Source organism: Variovorax sp. HJSM1_2, assembly GCF_049316285.1.
Classification (GTDB): domain Bacteria; phylum Pseudomonadota; class Gammaproteobacteria; order Burkholderiales; family Burkholderiaceae_C; genus Rhodoferax_B.
Genome location: NZ_JBMOXA010000022.1, coordinates 1 through 10,240, shown reverse-complemented (window position 1 = coordinate 10,240; position 10,240 = coordinate 1). Strand labels below are relative to the sequence as shown.

At 58.0% G+C, this 10,240-nt stretch carries 11 protein-coding genes; 5 read left to right on the top strand and 6 right to left on the bottom strand.

Annotated elements, in window-relative coordinates; genetic code table 11:
• Window positions 1-104: 104 nt before the first annotated feature.
• The 5 genes from ACFQ95_RS19840 to ACFQ95_RS19820 all read left to right on the top strand — a co-directional run bounded on the left by ACFQ95_RS19840 (window position 105) and on the right by ACFQ95_RS19820 (window position 3,742).
• Window positions 105-956 carry a sensor histidine kinase gene (locus tag ACFQ95_RS19840; RefSeq protein WP_422833736.1) on the top strand — a complete coding sequence of 284 codons (852 nt, stop codon included), beginning with the start codon at window positions 105-107 and terminating at the stop codon, window positions 954-956.
• Window positions 953-1,597: a response regulator transcription factor gene (locus tag ACFQ95_RS19835; RefSeq protein ID WP_422833734.1), complete on the top strand. Its 645-nt coding sequence runs from the start codon at window positions 953-955 to the stop codon at window positions 1,595-1,597. Before ACFQ95_RS19840 ends, ACFQ95_RS19835 begins: the two co-directional genes overlap by 4 nt.
• Window positions 1,598-2,023: 426 nt before the next feature.
• Window positions 2,024-2,410, top strand: coding sequence for a hypothetical protein (locus tag ACFQ95_RS19830; protein WP_422833733.1), 387 nt, complete (start codon window positions 2,024-2,026; stop codon window positions 2,408-2,410).
• 294 nt (window positions 2,411-2,704) lie between these two features.
• Window positions 2,705-3,076 carry an RT0821/Lpp0805 family surface protein gene (locus tag ACFQ95_RS19825; RefSeq protein WP_422833731.1) on the top strand — a complete coding sequence of 124 codons (372 nt, stop codon included), beginning with the start codon at window positions 2,705-2,707 and terminating at the stop codon, window positions 3,074-3,076.
• Between the two features lie 270 nt (window positions 3,077-3,346).
• Window positions 3,347-3,742 (top strand): response regulator transcription factor, encoded by a 396-nt coding sequence (locus ACFQ95_RS19820; protein ID WP_422833730.1) that lies wholly within the window; start codon window positions 3,347-3,349, stop codon window positions 3,740-3,742.
• A gap of 97 nt (window positions 3,743-3,839) precedes the next feature.
• Here the strand turns inward: ACFQ95_RS19820 and ACFQ95_RS19815 are convergent, their stop codons facing one another.
• The 6 genes from ACFQ95_RS19815 to ACFQ95_RS19790 all read right to left on the bottom strand — a co-directional run.
• Window positions 3,840-4,280 carry a hypothetical protein gene (locus tag ACFQ95_RS19815; protein WP_422833728.1) on the bottom strand — a complete coding sequence of 147 codons (441 nt, stop codon included), beginning with the start codon at window positions 4,278-4,280 and terminating at the stop codon, window positions 3,840-3,842.
• 166 nt (window positions 4,281-4,446) lie between these two features.
• Window positions 4,447-5,508, bottom strand: coding sequence for a hypothetical protein (locus tag ACFQ95_RS19810; protein ID WP_422833726.1), 1,062 nt, complete (start codon window positions 5,506-5,508; stop codon window positions 4,447-4,449).
• A 5-nt stretch (window positions 5,509-5,513) separates the two neighbouring features.
• Complete coding sequence (locus ACFQ95_RS19805) at window positions 5,514-6,686, bottom strand: HlyD family secretion protein (protein WP_422833724.1); 1,173 nt, start codon at window positions 6,684-6,686, stop codon at window positions 5,514-5,516.
• The gene (locus ACFQ95_RS19800; RefSeq protein WP_422833722.1) at window positions 6,679-8,196 is read right to left on the bottom strand and encodes an efflux transporter outer membrane subunit; all 1,518 of its coding nucleotides are present in this window, start codon (window positions 8,194-8,196) and stop codon (window positions 6,679-6,681) included. The genes ACFQ95_RS19805 and ACFQ95_RS19800 overlap by 8 nt, the downstream gene beginning before the upstream one ends.
• A gap of 597 nt (window positions 8,197-8,793) precedes the next feature.
• Entirely contained in the window at window positions 8,794-10,116 is a 1,323-nt protein-coding gene (locus ACFQ95_RS19795; RefSeq protein WP_422833721.1) for a hemolysin family protein, read from the bottom strand.
• Window positions 10,007-10,240: hypothetical protein (locus ACFQ95_RS19790; RefSeq protein WP_422833855.1), on the bottom strand; the 234-nt coding region annotated here is incomplete at its 5' end. The genes ACFQ95_RS19795 and ACFQ95_RS19790, both read right to left, overlap by 110 nt.

Here is a 10,240-nt window from a genome sequence, read left to right as displayed (position 1 = left end):
CTAAAGCGCGAGTGAGTCGGGCGAAATTGAATGTATGAAAACGGTAGCGCGTGAGGCTACAGGTTTTGCACTTCCGTTAATGCAGCGTATCCATGAGGGGAGCCATGCCAGGTTTCAATAAGGCTATTGTTGTTGGAATTCAGACTGCTTTGATGATAGGACTGCTGCTGGAGCGTCGACGAGCACTCCGTGCGGAGAAAGCGACACGCCAGCAGCGCATAGCGCTAGACCGCGCTTCAAAGCTGACTGCTCTGGGAGAAATGACCGCCAGCATTGCGCATGAAGTCAGTCAACCGCTGAGCGCAATTCTCAGCAACGTGGATGCCGCTGAAATGCTGTTGATGAAGAACCCTCCAGATGTCCGTGGAGCCATGAGGATCATCTCGAACATCAGAGATGCGGATATCCGCGCCAGCGATGTGGTTCACAAAGTTCGCTCGCTGGTGAGAAACCAGGCAACGGAAAAAGCCTTGCTGGATATCAACGCAGTCATAGGCAAAGTCGTGGGGTGGAGCGTCGACAATCTTGAACGCTCAAGGTCCACTTGTACGACTCGGCTAGCCACTGACCTGCCAAAAGTTCTGGCAAATCAGACACAGATAGAACAAGTACTCCTCAATCTACTGCTGAACTCGATTGACGCCGTCAATAGCGCTGAGATTTCAAATCGGCGCATTTTGATCACGACCCGAAGACTGGATCACAGCTTTGTCGAAGTGAGGATAGACGACAACGGCCCAGGTTTTAGTGAAGAAGGCCTGAGGCACTCGTTTGAATCCTTTTTCTCGACCAAAGAGGATGGCATGGGCTTGGGACTCGCGATTGCGAAATCCATCGTGTCGCAGCACGGCGGCAGCATTCACATCGGCAATGCGGCAAAAGGAGGTGCGGTGGTTCGCTTCACCTTGATGACTTCATACACAAATCAAGATCCCGACAAAGGAGATCTCATATGAATGGCGACGTCGTACAGCGTGTGCACATCATTGATGATGATGTTCTCGTGCGAGAAAGTCTGGCGAATTTACTCAGAGCCAAAGAATATGAAGTGAACACATACTCAAGTGCCGGCGAGTTTCTGATGATGGACTTGAGCTCTGCTCGAGGATGTCTTTTGCTGGATCTCAGCATGCCCGATGTCGGCGGCCTGGATTTACAAAGAGGCTTATTGTCCCGGGGTTGCTCATTGCCCGTGGTCTTTATCAGCGGAGTTGGCAACGTTTCCCACTGCGTGCAAGCCTTAAGGTCCGGAGCCATCAATTTCTTGACCAAGCCGATTGCGGCAAATGATTTGTTTTCTGCCGTAAACGAAGCTTTTTTTGTCGATAGCCAAGGTGATCGCGAGCGCGTCCACAGGGACGAAATAGCGCGACGCTTCAGCCTACTCTCGGACAGAGAAAGGATTGTCGTAGAGGGGGTTGTGGCTGGACGGCTGAACAAACAGATCGCGGGTGATCTGGACGTCTCGGAAAGAATGGTGAAGATCTATAGGGCTCACGCCATGCAGAAACTGGCCTCCCACAATGTCGCCCAGTTGGTCGAGGTGCTGCGGTGTGTCACGCCACCCTCCTCATCTCGCTTCACTGAACTTAACTAAGCCATGCTGCTGAAACGCCAACCAGGCCGCTTTTTTCCGGCAGCTACCGTCCACCGAACAGATGTGCCGCCAACGCCGCAATTTGCCTGCCATAGCCGGTCCAAAGCCAGCAGCAACAGATGGAGGCGGAAAAATCTTCAATGGCCTTCATTCGGCTTGTGAAGGATTTTCAGAGTTGACTAAGTGGGTGGTGAGCCGCACCGGAAGATGCCTCGCTGGTCACCCCGCTTGACGAACCTGAGGCCTTAGCGCAACAACCGCTATTCGACGAGTCGGATCGGCGCTATGCTGATTGGCGGGCATCGATTGGTCTTGAATCGTTGTGACCAGCCCTTCGGTCTGATTCGGTTAAGGCAGCCGGGCCAGACGAAAGCAAATCTGTGCTCACTACGCTGTAGTTTCGTTCTTACTCAATGAAAGCACCCGATGAAGAAGTTCACTCTCCTGATCGCCACTCTTGTGGCAGCGCTGTGCGGTTCGGTGCAGGCGCAGGCTCCAGCCCCATCCGACCCTATCGTGCAGATGCGCACCGAATGGGACGCCGTTGACAAGGTTTATTCAGAAAAGAAAAAGGTGCTCGACCAAGAGCGCAAGGTCAAGCTCGATGCCGCTGGTGACAAAGCCGCTGCCGATGCCAAGGCCAAGGGCACTGAGGAGGGAGTGGCCCGACGCAATGCCGAGGCCAAGGTCAAGTCCGCCACCAAGGCCGACTACGATAGCAAACTGAAGGGCCTCAAAAAGGAACGTGATACCGCAAGGGCCGAGATCAAGAAGAAGTACCCTTCCGCGAAGTCCACCCCCATCAAGTCGTGAATCGGACTGGCGGTTGGCGCGGCGCCGCTGTGGCGTAGTGTGTTCACCGCCACGTCTTGGCAGATCGGGCCAGGGATCACCAATGTCCCAAACACGCGCAGGTACAGCCTGCTGACGGGCTAACAACTTGGTCGGCAGCATCCGGCCAAGCCCAGGCTAGATGGTTAGCGCCAACCTCGTGATGCGCTTCCTTGTGCCGCAAGCCCAGCAGCCTGTGAGGCGTAGATCAGCGGAGGGACGGGTTGATCGTTTCTGCCTTGAGCGCGACCCGCGCCCCGATTTGTGGAGTTCAATGTGAAAAAACTGATGGCCCTCACACTACTCTTTGGCGTGTTCACCGGCGGCGCGATGGCCGCTGTTGGCAAGGTGTTAACCGATTCGGTGATCGCAAAGTTCAACGAGTCCGATCTCGCGCTGATGACGGCTACAGTCGACCAGGCCTTGAAGGCCGACAAGGATGGCGAGAAGCTTGACTGGAAAAATGAAAAAACCGGAGCCAGCGGCCAGGTCACCCCGCTAGCGCGTTTTCAGGCAAACGGCCTTGCCTGCCGCAGGCTGCGTGTTGTGAATCACTATCGTCAACAGACCGGTTCGGGTGTTTATCGGTATTGTGAGAAGCCCGCTGGCCAATGGAAGTTGGTGGGGCCGGACAAAGCCCCCGCCTGAGCATATCCAAGGGGACCGGTTGAAACCGGCCAGCCCAGCGGGTTGGAATGATGGAAGCGGCCACACATCCCAAACCTGGGGATCCTGGCTCTGCGCAGAATGCTTTCCCTGATGCGGTGCAGTTTTTGGCGGCGCAAGCGTCAGCAAAATTTCCCAAAAGGGAAACCCATATTTCCCCAAGATCGAATTTACTCGAAAGCAAATAAGGCCTAGATTTGGCGAGACGAGTGCATCTCATATGTCATCCTCGTTATCACTTATACAGAGGCCATGGTGAACACCGAAAAAAGTGCTCCTCTTGTGATCGTTGTTGACGATGACATCGACATGAGAAACGCTTTGCAGCAGCTTCTTGAGGCCTATGGATTCGAGTGCATCGCGCTGCCGGATGGTGAATCCTTGACGTCAATGTCGGTTGAGCAGAAAACCTACTGTGTGGTGATAGACATTTTCCTACCCGGTTGCACCGGCATTGAGGCCTATCGCCAGATGCACGACAAAGGACAGTTTTTTCCGGTGATTTTTATTACCGCGCATGATGAGTCGAAATCGCGTCAATCGGTGACAGCCTTTGGAGCGGAGTTGCTTTTGAAGCCATTCACCGGGCGAGATTTGATAGCGGCAATCTATCGTGCCGCGGGACCACGGCAATCTGAGTCGGCTTGATCACCTGACCCTAAGCTAGGCTGAACCCGCCAAGGAACTGAAGCCCGGTACATTCGATTCGTGTTGACACAGCGGGCTTGCAGACTTGGCGCGGCGGCTAGTCTGCCAGCTTGCGATAAAGCCGAACCAGGGTTTCTTCGGCCACTAACATCACAACGATGATGATGATCAGAATGACGATGCCGTTAAAAGGGCCGCCGAAACGCACGTTTTCACCAAAGGCAAAGCTGAGCGCCTCCAGGATCACAAACTTCGATCCAAACAACACCAGCCAGGCGAAGAAAAACCTAAGAAAGGTCATCAGCCCACCGGGTTTGCCTTCAAAAAAGGCCGCAACCTTATGCTCGATAGCCAAGGTCAACTGCACAAGCAACTGCAAAACCACGGCAGCAAACAACGACGTGGTGAACGAGTCAATGGTGACATTCGGCGAATACTCCTCGAAGAGATTCAGCACCACCAAGTCGATCAGAAACCCTGAAAAGTAGCGAATGAAGAGCCGCTGCTTGTTCGACGGCGGCTCCGCCAACACCGGCATGATGGCTTTACTGCTCATGAATGTGACCTCTCTTATCGGTTAAGAGCGGGGCCAAAGCCCCGCGACTGGAATTGCAAGACGAACCACTTTTCAACTGGCGGCGCGCGATTTTTTAACCCTGCTATGCCTCCGGCCCTCTAGCCCGTTATACCCACGATTACAAAATTTAACCAGTTCTCGACAGCCCTCTGACACCACCTCGGCCTCGTACACCGAGCGGCCACAACACACGCACGCGCTCCAACACCCACACCGTGGCCCACGCGTAGAGCGCAACGCCTATGAACAAAAACACCCGAACGACCAGTGCTTGGTAGACGTCCTTGCCATTCGCGCTGTCTTCGATGGCTGGCCCCAGCAAGATCAGCATGGTGACCAGGGCGTTGCTCCAGAAGCTGGGCGGGAAGGAAGAGTTTTTAAGACGGAACAGACGCACCCCGCTCCACAAGCCAGCGGCCATCAACCACAACACCAGCATCCACAAATTTGGCCACAACGACAAACCACCCCAGGCCAACACCGCCATCCAGGCCCCCATGGCGGTCGAGCCCACCAGTTCACGCCCGGCGGTGCGTGCTGTGGTGGTCCCCGACTGCTGCGCCAGCGTGATGGTTTTGATCACGGCCGCCAGGTAAAACGACGGATTGGTGAGGGCCAGCACAAAAACCGGCATCATGATGAGAGTCGCCCGCAACGCAAACCATGCGGCCGCCTGCCGACTGGGGCGTGGCGAGCCGATGGACTTGGCTGGACTTGGCCGCGCAGCATCGGGAAAAAAAGCGTGAGAGATGCCGCTGACCAAAATGCCCACCGCAAGCCCCACAGCCAAGGTCACACTGATCAACGGGGCCAATATTTGCTCGGCCGTGCCCACCACGGGAATCACCGCCACGGCGATCACCAGAATCATCGTCACCAAAGGGTTGGCACGGTATGCCCCCGTGAAGAACACCAGGTAGAGCATGGCCGCCGTGAGCATCACGCCCGCGGTGGCGTAATACTCAAGCAGCGGCACCATCAGAATGCCCGCGCTCAGCAGCAGCGCCATCACCACGGACACGACCACTCCGCGCCCCAAGGGAATCGGCGGCCCGGGTTTGCATGCCACCATTGCCGCCATCACACAGACGAGGAAAGGCGCGGGCATGGCAAACCCATAGGCCAGCGAGGCGGCCAGCCCCAGACTGAGCGTCAGGCGCAAGACGGCTTTGTCGGCGGGGTGCAGCATGGCCGTCAATAGAGATACGACAGATAACTCATCAGCCCGATGAACCAGCCTCCCAGCAGGTTCATCACCGCATGGTCGCCGGTGTAGACCAACACTTCAGCCTGCCCACCTACCCGCGCTCCGCGCAAACGTTCCATTTCAGACGCATCAAACTCCACCGCCACGGGAAAACGCTGCGCCTGGCGTAGCCAATCGCGGCTGTTTTCTATGGTTGGCAGCGTGCCGGCTTGCGCCTGTTGGCCCGAGCTGACCCCACTGCCCAGGCTGCGCACCCTGCCGCGCAAAACCTCCCCGGGCATCACGTCCAGCACCACGGCAACCGGGTCACCGGGTTTGATATTGCCCAGGTTGTTTTCCGTCATGTCGGCCGAGATCCACAGGTCGTGGTTGGCAATCACGGTCATGGCCGCAGCACCGGGTTGGGCAAACTTCCCCACGTCGGTGCGCAGGTCTGCCACCATGCCACGTGTCGGTGACAACACTTTCGTGCGCTGCAGGTCCAGCTCGGCCTTTTCAATGGCTGCGCGGGCGCTCAGCAGTTGCGCATTCTTTTCCCCCTTGTCACCCGCGCCCTCCTGGGCGCGAACCAAATCGGCCTCCGCGGCTTTGACCTGGCTCAAGCTGGTAATACGGCTGGTCTGCGCGGACTGCACACGCCGCAGTGATATCGCGCCCGGGTCTTCCGCGTAAATTTGCTCCAGTCGCTCGGCATCCTGCTTGGCATGTGCATGGTTGGCGATGGCAACCTGCAGCGCGGCACTCGCCGCGGCCACAGTCGCCGTTGACGCATTCACCGAGCGCCGCACAGATTCGTAGTCAGAGCGGCTGCGCTGCAAGGCGATCTGGTACTGGCTGGCATCGATGTCGAACAAGACTTGTCCGGTTTGCACCTCGTCGTTGTCTTTGACATAAACCTTCAGCACCTGCCCGGCCACCTCGGCGGCCACGGGCACCACAAATGACTGCACTCTGGCCTGCGAGGTGTAAGGCGTGACGCGGTCGGCCACGAAATGCCAGACCAGGCTGAGCACAATCACCAACAGCACCACGATTGCCCCCACCCGGCTGCCCTTGCCTGGCGCGGATGTGGGCGGCGCTGCAGGTGCAGGTGCAGGTGCAGGTGCAGGTGCAGGTGCAGGTGCAGGTGCAGGTGCAGGTGCAACCGTTTCATTACTCATGTTTTGTGCCATTCATGCTGGGAGATACCATGTTTTCGCCGGGTAGAGGCAGTGGCTCGGCCAGCATGCCTTTCCAATCCTGGCGCTGCTCCAGGCTGGTACGCAGCGTGTCATCGAGAATCGGCCGCCTTCGCCCCTGTTCCCAACCACCGCCCATGGCTTTGTAGATGGCAATCAGCCCTTGTGCCAGGGTGCCACGGCTGGAAATCAAGCGCTCTTGTTGCGCAAAAAACGTTTGCTGAGAATCGAGCACGCGCTGAAAGTCGACCAGGCCCTCACGGTATTGCAAGTTGGCAATAGCGAGCGAGCGTTGCGCGGCCTTGACGGCATCGGTGAGCAACACAATTTGTTCACCCGTTTTGGCAAAGGTCACGGCGGCATCGTCCACCTCCCGTGCGGCCCGCAACACCGCGTCTTGGTAGACCTCGTGCGCCTGCTGAAATTTCACGTCCTGGATGAGCACGGTATTCTTCAAACGGCCCTGGTCAAACACGTTCCAGACCAGGCTGGGACCCACGCCCCAACTCAGTACACGCGGCGCACCGCTGGCCGTGGTGGCGGAGAGGCCAATCGATCCGAGCAGCGAGATCGATGGATATAAATCAGCCTCGCTCACACCAATCAAAGCCGATTGAGCCGCCATCGCCATCTCGGCTGCACGCACATCGGGACGGCGGCGCAGCAGATCGGCCGGGATGTCGGCAATCACGGCGAGCGGCGCTTGCGGGATCTGCTCCTTTCCGGCATCCATCTCGGGCAGCGGCCCCGGGATCCGGCCCAACAGCGTGCTCAGCGCATTCTGTGTTTGCCGCAGGCTGATGGCCAACTGGGGAATGGTGGAGAGTGTTCCCAGATACTGGGCTTTGGCTTGCTGCACGTCGAGTTCGGAGTCGTTGCCGTGTTTGAACAAGCGCTCAGTAATGTCCAGGCTGCGTTTTTGCAGCGCGGCGTTTTCATGCGCAATCCGCAACCGCACTTCCAGGGTACGAATCGCACAATAGAAACTCACGGTTTGCGCCGCCATCAATACCTGCATGTCGTCGTATTGCGCAATGCTGGCTTGGTAACCGGCATCGGCTGCTTCTATGCTTCGGCGAAACTTTCCCCAGAAGTCGAGCTCCCAGCTGGCGCGCAAACCGGCACTGAAGCTCCCCATGCTGACGTCTGGCCCACCGCCTGTACGCCGCTCACCCACGTTCAGAGCGTCCGCCGTGACTTGTTTGACCTGCGGAAAGTAGCTGCTGTCGGCAATACCCAACTGCGCACGCGCCTCCATGATGCGCAAGCCTGCAATGCGCACGTTCGGGTTCACTCTTTGCGCCGAATCCACCAAAGCATTCAGTACCGGGTCACCGAAATTGCGCCACCAATCCGGCTGCTGTCCAGCCATGGGGGGGCGCTTCTCGGAAACAAAAGGAGCCAGTGAACCACCGTCCCATGGCGCCAGGGTTGGTGTCTGGGGCGATTTGAAATCAGGGCCCAGGGTGGTACAGGCACTGAGCAACAACATGCAGGCGCAAACCAATCCCGTGAGTCTTTTACTGGGCATGCTTTCGCAGCGCATGGCGGGCCGGGGTGCCGAGCTTATGGCGCGAGTGCTGAATCGAACAGGGGCTTGATCTGGCTAAGTTGACGCTGGGAATCCAGCTCGACTATCACGGTCATGAGATGCCTCCTGAGTGACTAACAAGGGTCAAATTCCAGAGATAACCGGGCACGGATGGTAGAGGCCAACCACGTCTTGCCAAGCCACTGCAGCACAGCAGCAAGCAACCCAGACGAGCGCATCATAGCGGAACGGCTGCCGTCCGGGCCGCTGACATCAAAGATTCAAAGTGTGCTTAGCAACGACTCTCAAGACGAACACACACGGCGTCAGAAAGCTCCGCCTGCGCTCGCATCCAACGCTGCGGACTCGCGCAAACAAATGAGCGCCCAACCCTAGGTGACGGCCCGCACCATCTGCTCGCACCGCAAGCCGGTGTACTCCACCACGCGTGGCATACACGGCGAGCTTTGGCCGCAGACAGAAGCTCTTTATGCTGGCGGCCCCGCTACACAGGCGTCAGCTCAGGAGCCGGGCCTAAGGCGAATCACGTCAGCCGGCTCACAGCGCAGCCGGTTCGCTGGTTTGCTCGGTGTCTGCGGTAACGATCTTGGTGGCCAGGATCTTGTCTATGGTTTTGCCGTCCATGTCGACCACTTCGAGCTTCCAGTTCTCCCATTGCACGGTGTCGGCCACCTTGGGCAGCTTGCCGGTGAGCAGCATGATCATGCCGCTGAGCGTGTGGTAGCGGCCGCGCTCTTCTTCGGGCACGGCATTGAGCTCCAGCCGGTCTTTCAATTCGGGCACGGGAATGTGGCCGTCCAGCAGCCAACTGCCGTCGTCGCGCTGCACCGCCCACGAAGTGGCGGGGTCGCGCGGCTGAAACTCGCCAGTGATGGCTTCAATCAAATCCTGCAGCGTCACGATGCCTTGCACCTCGCCGTATTCGTCGATGACAAACGCCATGTGCACATCGGACAGCTTGAAGTTGTCCAGCAACTCCATGCCGGTGATGGTTTCGGGCACGTAAAGCACGGTTTGCAGCGACTGCTGGGCCAGGCTGTGGGCCGGGTCGCGCAGCGTGCGCGACAGCCATTGGCGCGCGTTGATCACGCCCAAAATCTCGTCCATGCTGCCGCGCACCACGGGGAAGCGCGCGTGGTCCGAGCTTTCAATGCGCTGCAGGTTGTCGGCAAACGGTGCATCAATGTCTATACACACCACGTCGCCACGCGGCACCATCAGCGAGCCGATTTGCCGGTCGTCCAGACGGAACACGTTGCGCACCATGGTGTGTTCGTGCGACTCGATCACACCAGCCGTGGTGCCTTCGACCAGCATGGCGTGTATCTCTTCTTCGGTGACCGGGCTGCCGCTGGTTTCCTTCACGCCCAGGATGCGCAACAAGGTGCGCGTGGACGCGGACAGCAGCAACACGAAAGGCTTGGTCGCCAGCGCCAGGAAGTTGATGGGCCGGGCCACCAGGCGTGCAAAGGTTTCGGGGTACGACTGGCCAATACGCTTGGGCACCAACTCGCCCACCACAATGGAGAAGTAGGTGATCAACACCACCACCAGGCCGGTGGCAGCATACTCGCCGTAGGTGCGCGGCACGCCCAGCGATTCGAGCCACAGCGCCAGCGGTGCGGCCAGGGCGGCCTCACCTACGATACCGTTGAGCACACCAATGGAGGTGATGCCGATTTGAATGGTGGAGAGAAAACGCGTCGGGTCTTCCCCCAGTTTGACCGCTGCGGCGGCCCCGTGGTCGCCCTCATCGAGCAGCTTTTGCAAACGCGCCTTGCGTGCGGTCACCAGGGCGATTTCCGACATGGCAAACAGGCCGTTGAGACAGATGAGGGCGAAGAGTATGGCTATTTCCATGGCAAGGGCGCCAAGTGCATAAAGCGCGCCCTAAAGTTGTTTTGAAGGAAACCATTTTAAAGATGAGGGCTTTTTCCTTGTTTTTATAGGTGTGTTCTGCTGCTTTCAGATCGGATCCGGCGTT

Coding starts and splice junctions, on each gene's coding strand:
- ACFQ95_RS19795 (WP_422833721.1), bottom strand. CDS start 10,116: ATGGAAATAGCCATACTCTTCGCCCTCATCTGTCTCAACGGCCTGTTT.
- ACFQ95_RS19830 (WP_422833733.1), top strand. CDS start 2,024: ATGAAGAAGTTCACTCTCCTGATCGCCACTCTTGTGGCAGCGCTGTGC.
- ACFQ95_RS19805 (WP_422833724.1), bottom strand. CDS start 6,686: ATGAGTAATGAAACGGTTGCACCTGCACCTGCACCTGCACCTGCACCT.
- ACFQ95_RS19820 (WP_422833730.1), top strand. CDS start 3,347: ATGGTGAACACCGAAAAAAGTGCTCCTCTTGTGATCGTTGTTGACGAT.
- ACFQ95_RS19840 (WP_422833736.1), top strand. CDS start 105: ATGCCAGGTTTCAATAAGGCTATTGTTGTTGGAATTCAGACTGCTTTG.
- ACFQ95_RS19835 (WP_422833734.1), top strand. CDS start 953: ATGAATGGCGACGTCGTACAGCGTGTGCACATCATTGATGATGATGTT.
- ACFQ95_RS19815 (WP_422833728.1), bottom strand. CDS start 4,280: ATGCCGGTGTTGGCGGAGCCGCCGTCGAACAAGCAGCGGCTCTTCATT.
- ACFQ95_RS19810 (WP_422833726.1), bottom strand. CDS start 5,508: ATGCTGCACCCCGCCGACAAAGCCGTCTTGCGCCTGACGCTCAGTCTG.
- ACFQ95_RS19800 (WP_422833722.1), bottom strand. CDS start 8,196: ATGTTGTTGCTCAGTGCCTGTACCACCCTGGGCCCTGATTTCAAATCG.